This is a genomic window from Pseudomonas sp. GW821-FHT02C04 (assembly GCF_059421845.1).
The window spans coordinates 431,078-448,977 of sequence record NZ_JBWKVT010000003.1; the positions used below are offsets into that span (position 1 = coordinate 431,078).

Annotated in this window: 15 protein-coding genes; 8 read left to right on the plus strand and 7 right to left on the minus strand. The window is 61.3% G+C overall.

From position 1 onward, the window contains the following. Positions 1–22: 22 nt before the first annotated feature. Together pcaK and pcaR are read right to left on the minus strand one after the other, a co-directional pair. On the minus strand, positions 23–1,369 hold the full coding sequence (gene pcaK, locus AC07VV_RS13995; RefSeq protein ID WP_096819490.1) for a 4-hydroxybenzoate transporter PcaK: 1,347 nt from the start codon (positions 1,367–1,369) through the stop codon (positions 23–25). Between the two features lie 294 nt (positions 1,370–1,663). Next, positions 1,664–2,506: a pca regulon transcriptional regulator PcaR gene (gene pcaR, locus AC07VV_RS14000; RefSeq protein WP_096819491.1), complete on the minus strand. Its 843-nt coding sequence runs from the start codon at positions 2,504–2,506 to the stop codon at positions 1,664–1,666. 642 nt (positions 2,507–3,148) lie between these two features. On the opposite strand from pcaR, the gene AC07VV_RS14005 reads away from it, so the two are divergent. Both AC07VV_RS14005 and AC07VV_RS14010 read left to right on the plus strand, forming a co-directional pair. Further along, positions 3,149–3,349 carry a hypothetical protein gene (locus tag AC07VV_RS14005; protein ID WP_007957826.1) on the plus strand — a complete coding sequence of 67 codons (201 nt, stop codon included), beginning with the start codon at positions 3,149–3,151 and terminating at the stop codon, positions 3,347–3,349. Positions 3,350–3,724: 375 nt separating this feature from the next. Then, the gene (locus AC07VV_RS14010) at positions 3,725–5,200 is read left to right on the plus strand and encodes an inorganic phosphate transporter (RefSeq protein WP_096819492.1); all 1,476 of its coding nucleotides are present in this window, start codon (positions 3,725–3,727) and stop codon (positions 5,198–5,200) included. Positions 5,201–5,759: 559 nt separating this feature from the next. Here AC07VV_RS14010 and ccoM read toward each other — a convergent pair. Both ccoM and AC07VV_RS14020 read right to left on the minus strand, forming a co-directional pair. Then, positions 5,760–5,876 carry a cytochrome c oxidase subunit CcoM gene (gene ccoM, locus AC07VV_RS14015; RefSeq protein WP_007959205.1) on the minus strand — a complete coding sequence of 39 codons (117 nt, stop codon included), beginning with the start codon at positions 5,874–5,876 and terminating at the stop codon, positions 5,760–5,762. Between the two features lie 145 nt (positions 5,877–6,021). Then, positions 6,022–6,183, minus strand: a complete 162-nt coding sequence (locus AC07VV_RS14020) for a hypothetical protein (RefSeq protein ID WP_096819493.1) — start codon at positions 6,181–6,183, stop codon at positions 6,022–6,024. Between the two features lie 183 nt (positions 6,184–6,366). Between AC07VV_RS14020 and AC07VV_RS14025 the strand changes: the two genes are divergently transcribed. The 3 genes from AC07VV_RS14025 to AC07VV_RS14035 all read left to right on the plus strand — a co-directional run bounded on the left by AC07VV_RS14025 (position 6,367) and on the right by AC07VV_RS14035 (position 9,001). Then, positions 6,367–7,233: a LysR substrate-binding domain-containing protein gene (locus AC07VV_RS14025; RefSeq protein ID WP_495036542.1), complete on the plus strand. Its 867-nt coding sequence runs from the start codon at positions 6,367–6,369 to the stop codon at positions 7,231–7,233. Positions 7,234–7,322: 89 nt separating this feature from the next. Continuing rightward, on the plus strand, positions 7,323–7,793 hold the full coding sequence (locus AC07VV_RS14030; protein WP_096819495.1) for a RidA family protein: 471 nt from the start codon (positions 7,323–7,325) through the stop codon (positions 7,791–7,793). Beyond that, the gene (locus AC07VV_RS14035; protein WP_495036543.1) at positions 7,790–9,001 is read left to right on the plus strand and encodes an aminotransferase class V-fold PLP-dependent enzyme; all 1,212 of its coding nucleotides are present in this window, start codon (positions 7,790–7,792) and stop codon (positions 8,999–9,001) included. The genes AC07VV_RS14030 and AC07VV_RS14035 overlap by 4 nt, the downstream gene beginning before the upstream one ends. On the opposite strand, the gene AC07VV_RS14040 is transcribed toward AC07VV_RS14035, so the two are convergent. After that, on the minus strand, positions 8,971–9,312 hold the full coding sequence (locus AC07VV_RS14040; RefSeq protein ID WP_495036544.1) for an aspartate-semialdehyde dehydrogenase: 342 nt from the start codon (positions 9,310–9,312) through the stop codon (positions 8,971–8,973). The genes AC07VV_RS14035 and AC07VV_RS14040 overlap by 31 nt on opposite strands. A gap of 241 nt (positions 9,313–9,553) precedes the next feature. Between AC07VV_RS14040 and rapA the strand changes: the two genes are divergently transcribed. Beyond that, the gene (gene rapA / locus AC07VV_RS14045) at positions 9,554–12,400 is read left to right on the plus strand and encodes an RNA polymerase-associated protein RapA (protein ID WP_495036545.1); all 2,847 of its coding nucleotides are present in this window, start codon (positions 9,554–9,556) and stop codon (positions 12,398–12,400) included. 204 nt (positions 12,401–12,604) lie between these two features. Here rapA and AC07VV_RS14050 read toward each other — a convergent pair whose 3' ends face one another. After that, positions 12,605–13,954, minus strand: coding sequence for a spinster family MFS transporter (locus AC07VV_RS14050; RefSeq protein WP_495036546.1), 1,350 nt, complete (start codon positions 13,952–13,954; stop codon positions 12,605–12,607). 302 nt (positions 13,955–14,256) lie between these two features. On the opposite strand from AC07VV_RS14050, the gene AC07VV_RS14055 reads away from it, so the two are divergent. Both AC07VV_RS14055 and AC07VV_RS14060 read left to right on the plus strand, forming a co-directional pair. Further along, entirely contained in the window at positions 14,257–14,610 is a 354-nt protein-coding gene (locus AC07VV_RS14055) for a YkgJ family cysteine cluster protein (protein ID WP_096819500.1), read from the plus strand. A gap of 164 nt (positions 14,611–14,774) precedes the next feature. Beyond that, on the plus strand, positions 14,775–17,057 hold the full coding sequence (locus tag AC07VV_RS14060; RefSeq protein ID WP_495036547.1) for a putative bifunctional diguanylate cyclase/phosphodiesterase: 2,283 nt from the start codon (positions 14,775–14,777) through the stop codon (positions 17,055–17,057). Here AC07VV_RS14060 and AC07VV_RS14065 read toward each other — a convergent pair. Then, positions 16,948–17,844 (minus strand): NAD(P)-dependent oxidoreductase, encoded by an 897-nt coding sequence (locus AC07VV_RS14065; RefSeq protein ID WP_495036548.1) that lies wholly within the window; start codon positions 17,842–17,844, stop codon positions 16,948–16,950. The genes AC07VV_RS14060 and AC07VV_RS14065 overlap by 110 nt on opposite strands. Positions 17,845–17,900: the final 56 nt, after the last annotated feature.

Here is a 17,900-nt window from a genome sequence, read left to right on the forward strand (position 1 = left end):
GGGAACGATCCTGCAATGAAACTCAGGTCGCGTCCGCGTGACTGACCAGGCCCTTGATCACCACCGCTGCCGTGGCCAGCCCGGCCGGGATCACCAGCGCTGTCAGCACCTGTTCGAAATTCCAGCCCAGGCCCAGCAGGGTCGCGCCCATCCATGCGCCGAGAATCGCACCGAAGCGACCGATCCCGAGCATCCACGACACACCGGTCGCCCGGCCTTGGGTCGGGTAAAACCGCGCCGCCAGCGACGGCATCGCCGATTGCGCGCCGTTGACGCACATGCCCGCCACCAGCACCAGCGTCGCCAGCAGCGTGATGTTGCCCAGGCTCTGCCCGACCGCGTAGGCAAACACCCCGGCCAGCAGGTAGAAAATGCCGATGACCTTGTGCGGATTGAACCGGTCCATCGCCCAGCCTACGCCGACTGCGCTCAACACCCCGCCGAACTGGAACAACGCGCCGATGAACGCCGCCTGCTCCATGCTCGCGCCGCTGTCGCGCATCAGGGTCGGCAGCCAACTGGTCAGCAGGTACACGATCACCAGACCCATGAAGTAGGTCAGCCACAGCAACAGCGTGCCGGTGCTGTAGGTACCGGAGAAAATCACCGCGAACACGTTGCGTGCCTTGACGGTTTTCTGTTCCGGCACGCTGAAACTCGCTGCCTGGGCGACGGTGGCAGGATCTATGGGTGCGAGAGTCTTGCGTACCTTGTCAGTGCCGCGATTACGCACCACCAGATAACGCGCCGACTCCGGCAGCCAGACCAGCAACACCACGGCGAGGATCAGCGGCAGAATCCCGCCGATCAGCAACAGACTGTGCCAACCGAACGCCGGAATCAGCTTGGCCGAAATGAACCCGCCGCCTGCCATACCGAGGTTGAAACCGCAGAACATGCTGGTCACCAGCAGAGACTTTTTGCGCTCCGGGGTGTATTCCGAGAGCAGCGTGGTGGCGTTCGGCATGCCGGCGCCCAGTCCCAGACCGGTGAGGAAACGCAGCACCAGCAATTGCTCGACGTTGGTGGCGTAGGCCGAAGCCAGGCTGAAAGCACCGAACAGAAAGACCGCGCCGACCAGTACGACCTTTCGCCCGAAGCGGTCAGCCAACGGCCCGGAGCCCAGTGCGCCGAAGACCATGCCGATCAGCGCGGCGCTCATCACCGGGCCGAGGCTGGCGCGGTCGATGCCCCAATCCTGGGACAGGGCCGGCGCGATGAAACCCATGGCCGCGGTGTCGAGGCCATCGAGGAACACAATCAGGAAACACAGAATCACCACGCGCCACTGATAGCGCGAGATCGGTTGGGCGTTGATGAAGGACTGCACGTCGAGGCAGTTACCCACAGCGGACTGAGGCTGGTTCATTATTTTTATTCCACGCAAAAAACGCAGTCGAACGGCGACCGGCCAAAGACTGGCACGGACACAAGCATATAAGGAGGGAATCAGGCGTTGCGCTAAAACCGGCAACAGGAACGGGAGCGGCGACAGTCGGGGAACGTGCGCATGGGAAGTTGCCTCTTGTCATTATTATGGGAGTCGACGATCCGGCGGGCTCATTCACATCAATGCCGGATGACGCTGCCGCGACATTAATGATCCGGGGGTTTTAGCGTCAATTCGATAAACGCAACTCTGTGCGTTTATCGAACACCTTCATCAGGCAAACAACTGCGCGCTGAGGTCGCGGCTGGCACTCAACAGGCCCGGCAGAAAGCGCTGCTCCAGTTCGGTACGGCTGACGCGACCAGCGTGGGTGCTGACGTTGAGCGCGGCCACCACCTGGCCGGAGGCGTCGTACACCGGCACCGCAATCGAACGCAGGCCTTGCTCCAGTTCCTGATCGACGATGCACCAGCCCTGCTGCCGCACTTCCTGCAAACACTCGAGCAAGGTGTCGGGGGTGTGGAGCGTGCGGCTGGTCTTGGCCACCAGTTCGGCGTGGTCGAGGTATTCGCGCAGTGACGTGTCGTCCAGCGCCGCCAGCAGAATCCGCCCCATGGACGTGCAATACGCCGGCAGACGCCCGCCCACCGACAGGTCTACCGAAATCAGGCGCTGGGTGGTGGCCGAACGCGCGATGTAGAGAATGTCGTCACCTTCCAGCGTGGCCATGTTGCAGGCCTCGTGGAGTTGCTCACTCATGCGGTCGAGGTAAGGCTGAGCGGAAACCGCCAGCGGCGTCGAAGACAGATAGGCGTGACCGAGGGTCAGCACTTTAGGCAGCAACGAATAAGTACGGCCGTCGGTGGTGGCGTAGCCGAGCTTGATCAGCGTATGCAGGCAACGGCGCACGGCGGCGCGGGGAATTTCCGTACGGTGGCTGATCTGGGCGATGGTCAAGTGACGCTTGCGCTCCTGAAACGCCTGCACCACCGCCAGGCCACGGGCCAGGGAGGTCATGAAGTCCGGATCGCCGGTCAGGGCCTGGATGCGTTTGGCCGGTGAAGCAACGATCGGCGGCGCCACCGACGTAAAGGAATTGCGCATTTGATCGTTCATGTCAGGTCCTTTTTCCTGTACGGATCGACGGCTATACAAGCGGCTCGCAGACAGATGCACAAGCGCCAGATCGCCAACACCGGGCGATTATCGAACCGTCGACCGATAATCGCAACGATCCTTGCATCCCGGCGAGAATCGCTCACGACCGTTTTAAACTCAGTATCACCTCATGCACCCGGCGCCTTAGTTGTTCGGCTAAATGGCGCCAGAAACACAACACCCGACAACAACGATGCAACTATGGGTAAAAGTTGCGAGTCACAAAACAATCACACATCCGGAACCGTTTTTAACTTGGCAAAGATAGTCAATCCCGAATCGGCCGCTATAATGCACCTCAGTGGCGCCGCACTTTTATTTGCCGTCGACGCCATTCGCTGAGGCGATGTCCATTGCCTTCAGCCCCGGCCAGCGCCTGATGATCATCACCCATGCACCGCCAGCGCGCTCGCTGAAACAGGAAACTGATGCTGCGTCAGTTTTAATCTGGTGCCGTAGCCGCCTGTAACATGGAAGTCTTGACCGCCCTGCCGATAACACCGCTGCCTGTTCAGGCCGCGTCTTGTTGGCGAACCGGTTCAATCGATTCGTTGCAGTGCGTTTCACCAGACATTTATCTCAACTCATACAGGTAGCACTGTGACGAAAGACGAACTGCGCGCGGAACTTGAGCGCCAGGAACAACGTTACAAGGAAGTTTACGGCGGGGAAGTCACCACCTACGCCGCCCAGCCGGAACCGGAACGCAAAGCCTGGCGTAAACGCCCAACCGTTCAGGATCAGGTCTTCCAGCAAGAACTGAAAAAAATGGAAGAGGAACTCAAAGCCGAAGAGCCTTGATGCCTTCCTTTGAGACTTTCGAGGGTCAGCGTACTCACCGGGTTACAAGCACGGTGGACTGACGATGCCTTGCGCGCCCGCTACCCGCGGGCAGCGGCCAACTCCCCTGTATTGCACAGGTTTGGAGCATGTCAGACACGTTTCTCAGATATTTCATACAAGCCTCTGCGCCCTCCAGCACACCGGTCAATTAGCCGACTTCTCGCATTTTTTTCAATGTAATCAAGGCCTTGCAAACCCCTGCAAAAAGCTTGGGTAATGCACCTTGATACAAATTAATTTGGCGAAGAAGGTTACCGATGAGCAGGTAGGGGATCGATTTCCAGTCTTTTCTGGCATAATCGCGCCCCCTTATGACCGGGTCAGAAAACCTTCATGATCGATTTATTCAGCGGACTGGATGCCTGGGTGCTTGTGAGCCTCCTGCTCGCCCTGACATTTGTCCTCGCCTTCGAGTTCATCAATGGATTTCATGACACCGCTAACGCGGTAGCCACTGTTATCTACACCAAAGCGATGCCGCCTCACCTGGCGGTGTTCTTCTCGGGCGTGTTCAACTTCCTCGGCGTATTGCTGGGCGGTGTCGGCGTGGCGTATGCCATCGTCCACTTGCTGCCGGTAGAACTGCTGATCAATGTGAACACCGGCCATGGTCTGGCAATGGTGTTCTCGCTGCTCGCCGCCGCCATCGCCTGGAACCTGGGCACCTGGTACTTCGGTATCCCGGCCTCCAGTTCCCACACCCTGATCGGTTCGATCCTCGGTGTCGGTCTGGCCAACGCCCTGATCAACGAGATTCCACTGGCCGACGGCGTCAACTGGCAGAAAGCGATCGATATCGGCGCCTCGCTGGTGTTCTCGCCGATGGCCGGTTTCCTGATCGCGGCGCTGATCCTGATCGGCCTGAAATGGTGGCGCCCACTGTCGAAAATGCACAAGACGCCTGAACAGCGCCGCAAGATCGACGACAAGAAGCACCCACCGTTCTGGAACCGTCTGGTCCTGGTGATCTCGGCCATGGCCGTGAGCTTCGTGCACGGCTCCAACGACGGCCAGAAAGGCATCGGCCTGATCATGCTGGTACTGATCGGTATCGTGCCTGCGCAGTTCGTACTCGACCTGAACAGCACCACCTACCAGATCGAACGTACTCGCGATGCGACCCTGCACCTGAGCCAGTTCTACAAGCGCAACGCCGATACCCTGGGCGAGTTCCTGGCGCTGGGCAAAAGCGTGGAAGGCGACCTGCCGGAGAAATTCCGTTGCAACCCGCAACAGACCGAACCGACCATCAACGCCCTGCTCGACACCCTCAAAGGTGTAGCGGACTACCACTCGCTGTCGTCGGAAAGCCGCATCGAAGTGCGTCGCTACCTGCTCTGCCTGGACGACACCGCGAAGAAAGTCAGCAAACTGCCAGGCCTCGCCGCTCGTGAAAAAGCCGACCTGGACAAACTGCGCAAAGACCTGACCACCACCACCGAATACGCCCCGTTCTGGGTAATTCTGGCAGTCGCCCTGGCCTTGGGCCTGGGCACCATGGTTGGCTGGAAACGTGTGGTACTGACCATCGGCGAGAAGATCGGCAAGCAAGGCATGACCTACTCGCAAGGCATGTCGGCCCAGATCACCACCGCCAGCCTGATCGGCCTGGCCAACATCTTCAGCCTGCCGGTGTCCACCACCCACGTCCTCTCCTCGGGCGTGGCCGGCACCATGGTCGCCAACAAAAGCGGCCTGCAAGGCGGCACGGTGAAAACCATCCTGCTGGCCTGGGTCCTGACCCTGCCAGCCACCGTAGCCCTGTCGGCCGGCCTGTTCTGGCTGGCGTCGAAGGCGCTGGGTAGCTGATAGATTGATGTAGTGAAGAAGGCGTGATTCGAGAGGATCACGCCTTTTTTGTTGGCTTCAGAAATGGGACGCGGAGCGTCCCGGGCTGCATTCCCACGCAGAGCGTGGGAACGATCAAGCTGTTAGCTTCCGCTTCCCACCACTCAACACGATGAGCGTTAGCTCGAGTACCGCTTTTGACGTGCCGGCCCCTTCGGCAGGCTGAGTGGAGGGATTCATCCGGGGGTGGGCGCGTAGCGCCGTTTGGCGAAGCCAAACACATCGAGAGGAGGTGCAGCGAAGCAAACCGGAGGCGATGCCCCCGGATGAATCCCGGAACGAAGGAACACCGAGCCAAAGCGAGGTGCCGAACGCCGGGGCCCAGACCTTTGGTTCCTTTGGGGCGTTTGCCAAAGGGACTCGCCGTAAGGGCGAAACCGCCAGCGGCAACACCCGCAGAAACGGATATTCACAAAAAACACCCACAACATGGTCGGCCCAGAGGCCGCCAAGAAGACAAAAAAAAGGGGCAACCGAAGTCGCCCCAAAATGCCTTGCGTGCTCATCAAACCCGGAAGAATCAAGGCTTCTTGCGCTTGTTCGCATCCTTCCAGATAAAAAATCCAAACCCTGCAAAAAACAGAACCATCAGGCCTACTGTCAGGACCCCGGCAAACACCACGTTATCGAAAAACATGACTGGCCTCCTGGCCCCTGCTCTGCTGCGATGGAACTAAGTTAACCAATCAGGCAGGCGCAGGAATTGACCGGGATCAATGCCGGTCAACACGCGGGAGAAAGGAGGGGAAATAACTGACCTGCATCAACGGATGCAGGGGAGATCAACGCTTTTTCGGTTTGTTTTTCGACTTTTTCTTCGGTTTGCCCAACGGCATGGCCTGCTCGAAAGCCTGACGCACTTCGTTCAGGCGCTTCTCGTTGAGGTCATGAACCCGCTTGGCGCGTTCGGTGCTGAGGTCGATCAGTTTGTCGTCTTGGCTCATGGCGTTCGGTGCATCGCTTGGACTGAATCACAACTGCCGGATCACCGACAGGACTGCGCCAATAATGCGGCCTCGCGCCGGCGCTGACCAGCCATCGACGCAGGCGCTATACAACAAATCGTGTACCGGCCAGCGCTTTTGCCCGCACACTCTGCGCTTTGCACTGTTCCGAGGATGTCTGCCGTGCCCTTGCATCAGGATCTGCCGCCGCTGATGGCCCTGCGCGCCTTCGAGGCCGTGGCCCGTCACTTGAGCTTCATCAAGGCTGCCGACGAACTGTCGGTGACGCAAAGTGCGATCAGCCATCAGGTGCACAAACTCGAGGAGTTCCTCGATCAGCCGCTGTTTGTGCGACGCACCCGGGCGATCGACCTGACGCCGGCCGGCGAACAATACTACCGACAGATCGAACCTGCCCTCGCCGCAATTGCCGCCGCCACCCACGACTTGCGCGGCGAGCGCCCCACCACCCTGCGCATCGGTCTGCTCGCTTCGTTCGCCACGCTCTGGCTGGCGCCGCGCCTGGCGGACTTCAACACCAAATACCCGAACATCCACGTCGAACTGCTGCCCGCCGTGCAATTGGCCGATGTCGACGGTGGCGAGGTGGACCTGGCAATCCGCTACGGCAAGGGCGGCTGGCCGAAAGTCCAGGCACGCCGGTTCATGACGGAAACCCTGACGCCGGTGTGCAGCCCGGCCCTCAAGGCCCGCGGCGTGCAAAACGGCCCGCTGTTGATGGCCAAGTCGCACCAGCCGTTCGAATGGATCGACTGGCAGCAACACAGCGGCATCGATCTAACTCATGTACCCAGCGTGATGCTCCACGACTACAACATCGTGGTCGAAGCGGCGGTGGCCGGTCAGGGCATCGCCATGGGTCGCCAATGCCTGATTGATCGTCGACTCAAGGAAGGCGCACTGGTGCCAGCCTTCGACACCCCACCAATGTCCGGCGAAATCGGCTATTGGCTGGTCACTCCGGAGCACCCGCCAAGCCCGGCGGCACAGGCGTTCAGCCAATGGCTGGAGCAAATCGCCGACGCATGAGTTTTTTGGATACGTCGAATCAAATCTATCCGTTTGTCGCCCACCCTCCTGCGCCAACATGCTGGAGTCCTCATTCAGGAGGACTCCACATGACCGACTCAATCAAACAACGCGTCCAGCAACTCGGCCTGCAACTGCCTGCGCCCAGTCAGCCGGTGGCCAACTACGTCAGCCACGTGATCAGTCAGAATCAGTTGTACATCGCCGGGCAGATTCCCATGCTCGATGGCAAACCTGCGTTTCTCGGGCGCCTCGGCGAAGCGATCTCCGACGAAGAAGGGGTCAATGCCGCCGAACTTGCCGCATTAGGCCTGCTGGCACAACTCAGCGATGCCTTGGGCGATGACCTGTCAAAACTGGTGCGGATCATCCGGCTCGGCGCGTTTATCGCCAGCACGCCGGACTTCCCGCGCCAGGGCGTGATTGCCAACGGCGCCTCGAACCTGCTGGTCAACGTCCTCGGCGACAAGGGCCGCCATGTGCGCACCGCCGTCGGCGTGTCGAGCCTGCCGGCCGGCGTGGCGGTGGAAGTCGACGCGATCTTCGAGCTCAAGCCGTGAACGTCGACGACGTCCTGCACCTGCGCGACGCCACGCCCGGCTGTGCGCAGGTGATCCATTTCAATCACGCCGGGGCCTCACTCCCGAGTCAGACCACCCTCGACGCGGTGATCGGACAGTTGCAACGCGAAGCGCTCGGCGGGCCGATGGAGACGGCGGACATTCAAGTGCAGGAACGCGCGCGCACTGCCGCAGCCGCTCTGCTCAACGCCCAACCCGAAGACATCGCCTTTGCCAGCAGCGGTTCGGCGGCGTGGAGCCAGGCATTCAACGCATTGGGGCCGTGGCATCCCGGCGAACGGATTCTGGTCGGACGCCATGAGTGGGCCGGCAACCTGGCCTGCATGGCCGAAGCGGTGAAGGCCGGCGCGCGTCTGGAGGTAATCCCGTGTGACGCCACGGGCGCCGTCGATCCACTGGCGCTGGCGCAGATGATTGACCGCCATGTTCGCCTGATTGCCCTGACCTGGCTGCCGGCCAATGGTGGCCTGATCAACCCGGCGGCGCAGATCGGAGCGATAGCCCGTCGTCATGGCATTCCGTATTTCATCGACGCCGGACAGGCGCTGGGGCAATTGCCCTGTGACGTCCAGGCCTTGCAGTGCGATGTGCTCAAGGGTGCCGGGCGCAAGTTCCTGCGCGGGCCGCGCGGTACGGCGTTGATGTACATCCGGCCGGCATTTCTTCAAAGACTGCTGCCAGTGCAGCGCGACGTCCTGTCGGCACCGTGGGATGGCCAGCGCTTTACCTTGCGCGACGACGCCCGCCGCTTTGAAACCAGTGAAGTGTCATTGGCGCTACTCGCCGGATTGGCCAATGCGCTGGAGGAACATCGGCGCATCGGAGCAACGGCAATCCGAAAGCGGATCGTTGAGCTGAGCCAACCACTGCGCCGGCATATGAAGGAGATTCCCGGGCTGACACTGCGAGATCTCGGATCAGCCAAGGAACAATCCGGACTGATTGCCTTCACGCTGGAAAGCTGGGATTGCCTGGCGCTGAAGCAGGCGCTGGCCGAGCGGCGAATCAACATCGGCGCCAATGGCGTGGCCTACACGCCGCTGGACATGCAGGCACGCGGGCTGGAGAACATTGCGCGGGTGTCGGTGAGCTATCTGAATACCGAAGAAGAAATCGAAGTATTGCTGACGAATCTGGCTGAACTGGCCGCAACGCCTCAGATCTCGATGTCGACCCACAAGCCCTGACGCGGCTGGTCTTCCATCAGCGGCGCTACCGGCACGGTGTTGTCGGCATTGAGTTCGGTGCCGGGCACGGCAAGGTGCGCTTCGGGGTCGTCGTCGGCTTCGCGGCGACGGCGGTCGCGTTCCTGCTGGCGACGCTGTTCTTCGCGCAGCATATAACCGTCTTCTTCCGGATCGCGCTTTTGCAGGTCGATCGTGCTTTCGTTGGAGCTTTCCTGCACCGGCACCACCGGAGGAATGTCCGGGCGCTGGCGGATCGGGTCCTGCTGGGAAGTGATCGGCACGGCGCTCAAGGGGAGCATCGGTGGCAGCATATGAAGGGTCTCCTGTCAGCAGGCTATCGGCTGCGGCATCGGTGCCTTGAGCCATCGGTCGCAAACTTGTGACCGGATTGGCACTCGGTTGTGCCGCAAGCGCTCGTAAAACCGACGCATGACCTAATCTTCCTTCAGTTGGCCGTCGGCATTTAATAGCCGCACGCGACGCCTAATCCTTTGGCCTCAGGGCCTCATTCCGTTAAGATAGCCCGCTTTTTCAAGGTGGGAGTCAGGCAGCATGGCGCAGCAGTATCAACCGGGGCAACGCTGGATCAGTGACAGCGAAGCAGAGCTTGGTTTAGGCACCGTTCTGGCACAGGACGGCCGCTTGTTGACCGTGCTTTACCCGGCCACTGGCGAAACCCGCCAGTACGCGCTAAGGAATGCGCCCCTGACCCGCGTGCGATTCTCGCCGGGCGACTCCATTACCCACTTCGAAGGCTGGAAGTTGACCGTGCGCGAAGTCGAGGACGTCGATGGCCTGCTCGTCTATCACGGTCTGAACGCAGAGAACGAAGCCGTCACTCTGCCGGAAACCCAGCTGTCGAACTTCATTCAGTTCCGTCTGGCCAGCGACCGTCTGTTCGCCGGCCAGATCGACCCGCTGTCGTGGTTCTCCCTGCGCTATCACACCCTTGAGCACACCAGCCGCCAGTTGCAGTCCGCGCTGTGGGGCCTGGGCGGCGTGCGTGCGCAGCCAATCGCTCACCAGTTGCACATTGCCCGTGAAGTTGCCGATCGCATCGCGCCACGGGTATTGCTGGCGGACGAAGTGGGTCTGGGCAAGACCATCGAAGCCGGTCTGGTGATCCATCGCCAACTGCTGTCGGGCCGCGCCAGCCGCGTGCTGATCCTGGTGCCGGAAAACCTCCAGCACCAGTGGCTGGTGGAAATGCGCCGCCGCTTCAACCTTGAGGTCGCGCTGTTCGACGAAGAACGCTTCATCGAAAGCGATGCCGTCAACCCGTTCGAAGACACCCAGCTTGCCCTCGTGGCGCTGGAGTGGCTGGTCGACGACGAAAAGGCCCAGGACGCCCTGTTCGCTGCCGGCTGGGATCTGCTGGTCGTCGACGAAGCACACCACCTGGTCTGGCACGAAGAGAAAGTCAGCCCGGAGTACTCGCTGGTCGAACAACTGGCTGAAGTCATTCCCGGCGTGCTGCTACTCACCGCCACCCCGGAACAACTCGGCCAGGACAGCCACTTCGCCCGTCTGCGCCTGCTCGACCCGAACCGTTTCCATGACCTGGCCGCCTTCCGCGCCGAGAGCGAAAACTATCGCCCGGTGGCCGAAGCCGTTCAGGAACTGCTGGACAAGGGTCGCCTGTCCCCTGCCGCGCACAAGACCATCCACGGTTTCCTCGGCAACGAAGGTGAAGCCCTGCTGACCGCCGTCAACGATGGCGACACCGAAGCCAGCGCCCGCCTCGTGCGTGAGCTGCTCGACCGTCACGGCACCGGCCGCGTGCTGTTCCGTAACACCCGCGCCGCCGTGCAGGGTTTCCCGGAGCGCAAACTGCACCCGTACCCGCTGCCATGCCCGGACGAATACCTCGAACTGCCACTGGGCGATCACGCCGAGCTGTACCCGGAAGTCAGCTTCCAGGCCCAGCCGGACGCCAGCGAAGAAGAACGCTGGTGGAAATTCGACCCGCGCGTCGAGTGGCTGATCGATCAGCTGAAAATGCTCAAGCGCACCAAGGTGCTGGTGATCTGCGCCCACGCCGAAACCGCGATGGACCTGGAAGACGCCCTGCGCGTACGTTCCGGCATCCCGGCCACGGTGTTCCATGAAGGCATGAACATCCTTGAGCGTGACCGCGCCGCCGCCTACTTCGCCGACGAAGAGTTCGGCGCGCAGGTGCTGATCTGCTCGGAAATCGGCAGTGAAGGTCGCAACTTCCAGTTCGCGCATCACCTGGTGCTGTTCGATCTGCCGTCGCACCCGGACCTGCTGGAACAGCGCATTGGTCGTCTGGACCGGATCGGCCAGAAACACATCATCGAACTGCACGTGCCGTACCTGGAAACCAGCCCGCAAGAGCGTCTGTTCCAGTGGTATCACGAAGCACTGAACGCGTTCCTCAACACCTGCCCGACCGGCAACGCCTTGCAACATCAGTTCGGCCCGCGCCTGCTGCCGCTGCTTGAAGAGGCTGACGATGGCGAGTGGCAGACGCTGATCGACGAAGCGCGCACTGAGCGCGAGCGTCTGGAAGCCGAACTGCACACCGGTCGTGACCGCTTGCTGGAACTCAACTCCGGCGGTGCCGGCGAAGGTGAAGCGCTGGTCGAGGACATCCTCGAACAAGACGATCAGTTCGCCCTGCCGATCTACATGGAAACCCTGTTCGACGCGTTCGGCATCGACAGCGAAGACCATTCGGAAAACGCCCTGATCCTCAAGCCGAGCGAGAAGATGCTCGATGCCAGCTTCCCGCTGGGCGACGACGAAGGCGTGACCATCACCTACGACCGCAACCAGGCGCTGTCGCGCGAAGACATGCAGTTCATCACCTGGGAACACCCGATGGTGCAGGGCGGCATGGATCTGGTGCTGTCCGGTTCGATGGGCAACACCGCCGTCGCGCTGATCAAGAACAAGGCACTCAAGCCAGGCACTGTCCTGCTGGAACTGCTGTACGTCAGCGAAGTGGTGGCTCCGCGTGCCCTGCAACTGGGCCGCTACCTGCCGCCGGCCGCCCTGCGCTGCCTGCTCGATGCCAACGGCAACGACCTGTCGGCCCGTGTGGCGTTCGAAACCCTGAACGATCAGCTGGAAAGCGTGCCACGCGCCAGTGCCAACAAGTTCATCCAGGCCCAGCGCGATCAGCTGACGCCACGGATCAACGCCGGTGAAGAAAAAATCACCCCGCGTCACGCCGAGCGCGTGGCCGAGGCACGCCGTCGTCTGGCGGCCGACACCGACGAAGAACTGGCACGCCTGACCGCGTTGCAAGCGGTCAACCCGACCGTGCGCGACAGCGAACTGGTTGCCCTGCGCAAACAGCGCGAGCAAGGCCTGGCCATGCTCGACAAGGCTGCGCTGCGACTGGAAGCGATCCGGGTGCTGGTAGCGGGCTGATCCGCCCTGCTCCATCGCCACACATGAAAAGGCCCGCAGCGATGCGGGCCTTTTTGTTTGTCTGCCCCGCCGATCGTTCCCACGCTCCGCGTGGGAATGCCTCAAGGGACGCTCCGCGTTCCAGCTCTCGAATGGGACGCAGAGCGTCCCGGGCTGCATTCCCACGCGGACGGTTCGACGCCTCGACGTGGGAACGATCAAACCTTAGGCCGTGACCGCTGCACCCTCTGGCTCAACCACCGCGACCAATCCCTCCTTCATCCGCTTCGCATCCCGCACAAAACACCGCGCCGCCAGAAACAGAAACACCATGGTCAGGAACAGCGCCACCGGGATCAGGTACATCGCGTCATGCAGGCCGACCGCCTTGAACGCCTCGGTCATCTGCTCAGCGCCCGCCGACACCATCGCCGACTTGGCGAAGTGATCCGATAATCCGCCGACCACCACCGGCCCCAGACCACCGCCCAGCAAATACAACCCGGCAAAGAACAGCGCCATCGCCGTGGCCCGCAGGCGCGGTTCGACCACGTCCTGAATCGCCGTGTAGACGCAGGTGTAGAAGTTATAGGCAAACAGCCAGCCGACACTGAACAGCGCGACAAACACACCGATCTCGATCCGCCCGGCGTGCAGTGCCCAAGCGGTGCACACGGTGGAAATGATCAGGCTGAACGCCGCAAACAGCAGCCGCCCGTTAGCCACACGCTGATGGATCTTGTCGGCGATCCAGCCGCCGAGCGTGAGACCGATCAGTCCGGTCACGCCAACGATCAGCCCCGTGGCCACTGCCGCCTCCTGCAAAGGCATCAGAAAATAGCGCTGGAGCATCGGCACCAGGAACGAGTTACAGGCATACGTGGCGAAGTTGAAGCACAACCCGGCCATCACCAGCCACAGAAAAGTCGGCACCGCGAGAATCCGCCGGATCGGCTTGTCGACTTTCTCCTGCGACACTTGCACGGTCTCCGCCGCGCCGCGCTTGGGTTCCTTGATGAAAAACATGAACACCGCCAGCAGCAACCCCGGCACGGCAGCAATAAAGAACGGCGCACGCCAGCTGTCGAACGCCTTGACCATCGCGCCGATGGTGAAAAACGCCAGCAGCAGGCCCAACGGCAAGCCCAGCATGAAGATGCCCATGGCCCTCGCGCGACGGTGCGCCGGGAACAGGTCGCCGATCAGCGAGTTGGCGGCGGGCGCGTAACTGGCCTCGCCGATACCGATGCCCATGCGCACCAGCAGGAAACTCCAGAAACTGCCGACCAGGCCGTTGACCGCCGTCAACGCGCTCCAGGTCGCCAGCCCCCAGCCCATCAGTTTGCTGCGCGAACCGGTGTCAGCCATCCGCCCCAACGGCAGGCCGGCAATGGCATAGACGATGGTGAACGCAGTACCGACGATCCCCAGCTGAAAGTCGCTGAGGTGCCATTCCATGCGGATCGGCTCGATGATGATCGCGGGGATGGTGCGATCGAAGAAATTGAACAGGTTGGCGAGGAACAGCAGGAACAGAATGCGCCAGGCATTCGCCGCTTGGGTCGAGTTCTGCATGGGTCCGTCTCTTTTATTGTTATAGGGCTTCACTGCCGAAGCATCCGAGCCCGGAACCTGCAATCTAGTCACGCTCGTCGGGACTGTCTGTGATCATTCGTCAGCCTGATACCGGGCCATGGCACTGTAACGAAACGTAAGCCCTTGAAATGCTTCGAATCCCCCGAAAACCGGGGGTTTTGCGGAAAAATCCGGCAATGAAAAAATACTTTCACGCCCCCCTTCCCAACGCCGTGGCAAAGCCTAGAATGGCCGCCGGATCCGTCCGGATCCTGCCGATCAATCCCTTTGATGCCCCCCTAATGTCCGAAGTCAGTCCGTGTCTGAGTTGCGGTGCCTGCTGTTCCCATTTTCGTGTTTCATTTTTCTGGGGGGAATGCGCATCCTCTGGCGGGACCGTGCCCGATGAACTGGTCACCCAGATCACGCCCAGCCGGGTCGCGATGATCGGTACCGACCGCAAGGCGCCGCGCTGCACCGCGCTGGAAGGCGAAGTCGGAAAATCGGTGGCCTGCACGATCTACGACAAGCGTTCCAGCCCTTGCCGCGAGTTCGAGGCGTCGTGGGAAAACGGTGAGCAGAACACCGACTGCGACAAGGCGCGTGCCCGTTTTGGCCTGCCGCCATTGCAACCGCACTGGAACGAAGTCGCCTGAGCGACCAAGCGTGCGAGGCTTAGCGCCAATCGCTATGACGCTCATGCCAAAATCATTAGAGCCAATGTGCCACCACCGCTTGCGCCCCGAAATCGGCCTCTATACTGCATTCATTCGCCTGCGTTGATGACGCAGTAAGGAAGCACTCAGAGACGGGGCATGCTATGGAGTGGCTTGGTTTGCAGTTTGTTGCCGAGCTGCCGGAGAGCGGGCAGGTCATTCTCAATTGCACACACAACCCCTTGCTGGTGCTGGTCGCCTATCTGGTGGCCTGCGCCGCAAGCTTCGCGACCCTCGACATGGCGGAACGCGTCGGCCATGCCGAAGACCCCGGATCACGCAGGATCTGGCGCTGGATCGGGGCCACCTGCCTGGCCGGTGGCATCTGGGCCATGCATTTCATCAGCATGCTGGCGTTCCAGACGCCGATCGACATCCAGTACGACCTGTCCATCACCCTGTTTTCTCTGCTGATCGCCGTGCTGGCCTCCTGGCTGGCCATGCACACGCTGAGCGAGCCACAGCCCAGTCTGCTGCAATACCTCAAGACCGCCATCGTCATCGGCCTGGGCATCGCCGGCATGCACTACGTCGGCATGGCCGCCATGCAATCAGCGGCCACGGCCTACTACGACCCGACCCTGTTCGGACTGTCGATCCTGATTGCCATCGGTGCCAGTTTCGCCGCCCTGTGGGTGGCCGGGAATTTGCGTGAAGGCAGTGGCCTGCACAACCAGATGCTCAAATACGTGGCCACACTGATTCTCGGGGCCGGCATCATCAGCATGCACTTCACCGGCATGGCTGCGTTGCATCTGGTCCTCCCGGAGGGGAGCATTCCCACACTGAAGGTCGACTCCAGCCACCTGCAACTGGGGCTCACCGTCGCCTTTATCACCCTGCTGATCCTCGGCAGCGCCATCAGCGCCGCACTGGCCGACAAGAAACTGCAGAACAAGGAACAGGACCTGCGCCGGGTCAACATGCTGCTCAGCCAGCTCGACCAGGCGCGGATGTCGCTGCAGCAGGCGGCCAATTACGACGCCCTGACCAACCTGATCAACCGTCGCGGTTTCAACCAGCTCTTCGCTGAAAAGCTCAGCCAGAAATCCACCGAGGGCGGCATGCTCGCGGTGATGTTTCTCGACATCGACCACTTCAAACGCATCAACGACAGCCTCGGCCATGATGCCGGCGACGAGCTCCTCAAAGTCATCGCCCAGCACATCAAAGGTTCGGTGCGCGGCCATGAAGACGTGGTCGCCCGTTTCGGCGGCGACGAATTCTGCATCCTCATCGGCCTGCGCGACCGCGAAGAAGCCCGCAACCTGGCCCAGCGCATCATGCTCAAGATGAAGGAGCCGATTGAACTGGCCGGGCGGCGTATGGTGATGACCACCAGCATCGGCATCAGCCTGTTTCCCGAAGACGGCACCACCTGTGATGAACTGCTCAAGCACGCGGATCTGGCGCTGTATCAATCCAAGGGTGCCGGACGCAACGGCGTGCACTTTTTCGATTCCAACCTGAAAAACCGCGCCAGCCTGGAACTGCAACTGGAAGAAGAACTGCGTCTTGCCCTGCGCGAAGAGAACGGGCTGATGCTGTATTACCAGCCGATCTTCGAACTGAAGACCGACAAGGTCACCAAGCTTGAAGCGCTGATCCGCTGGCAGCACCCGGTGCACGGCCTGCTGACCCCGGATCGCTTTATCGCCATCGCCGAAAACAACGGCCTGATCGCCGAACTGGACAACTGGGTGTTGCGCAAGGCCTGTGAAGACCTTGGCGAACTGTCGCACCACGGCTGTGATGACCTGAAGATCGCCTGGAACTGCTCACCGCTGAATCTGGCCCGGGAAGAACTGGCCAATGAAATCGAACACGCCTTGCGCAGCGCCGGCGTTTCCCCCGAACGGCTGGAGCTGGAGGTGACCGAGAACGCCCTGATGGGCAACATCGCCAACACGCTGGTGCTGTTGCGGCAGATCCGCGCCCTGGGCGTGTCGTTGTCGATCGATGATTTCGGTACCGGTTATTCGTCGCTGGCCTACCTCAAGCGACTGCCGCTCAACACACTGAAAGTCGACCGCTCATTTATCCTCGATATTCCCAAAGCCACCGCCGACATGGAAATCGTCCAGGCGATCATCGTCATGGCCCACACCCTGCACCTGCAGGTGGTCACCGAAGGCGTGGAAAGCCTGGAGCAATACGAATTCCTCGAACGTTCGGGCTGCGACTTCATTCAGGGTTACCTGCTCAGCCGTCCGGTGCCGCTGGACGAATTGCGCCCGGTCCTCGAAGAGATCAATCAGCGCAAACATTCCCACGCAGTCAATCCGCTGAGTCTGGCTCGCGGTACATTTTCACCAGTGTTGATGGATCTTTCGCCAAAAAGCCCTGCGCCCCATGCAGGCGCATCAGTTGTGCGGCCAATCCGCTGATCGGCGTGGCCGAGCCCACTTCGCGGGAAAACTTCACCGCCGTGTCGAGATCCTTGAGCAGCGTGCGCACGTGCCATTTCACCGGTTCGAAACGGCTTTCGGCCATTTGCGGGGCGAGGATCTGCAGCGGCTTCGAATCGGCGAAACCTCCGGCCAGCGCTTCGGCGATCAGACTGGCGTCGACTCCAGACTGCTCGGCCAATGCCACCACTTCGGCAATCACCAGCGCATTGCACGCAACAATCATCTGGTTGCAGGCCTTGGTCACCTGGCCGGCGCCGACGCCGCCCATGTGCGTGACGCTCTGACCAAGGGCGAGCAATACCGGATGCACACGCTGCAGATCCGCCGCGTCACCACCGACCATGATCGCCAGACTGCCAGCCTCGGCGCCGACCACACCGCCGGAGACCGGTGAATCGAGCCAGGCCATGCCAGCCTTGTCCAGCAGCCGCGCGGCCATCTCGCGGGTTGCCGTCGGTTCCAGGCTGGAAAAATCCACCAGCAACTGACCGCGCGCAGCCCCTTCGGCGACACCGCCCGGGCCAAACACCACCTCACGCACCACCGCCGTGTCGGCCAGGCACAGCATCACCACATCGGCGTGCCGGCACAGCTCGGCGGGGGTCGCCACCTGCCGGGCACCGGCCTCGACCAGCGGCGCGCATTTGTCCGGGTTGCGGTTCCACACGGTCAGCGGATAACCCGCTGCCAGCAGACGCCGGCACATCGGCAGGCCCATCAGACCGATTCCGGCAAACCCCAACGAAGGTAGCGTTGACATCATTTAGCCTCCTTTTGATTAAAGATCGCCGAATAATGGCCGATCCATCATCAATCAGG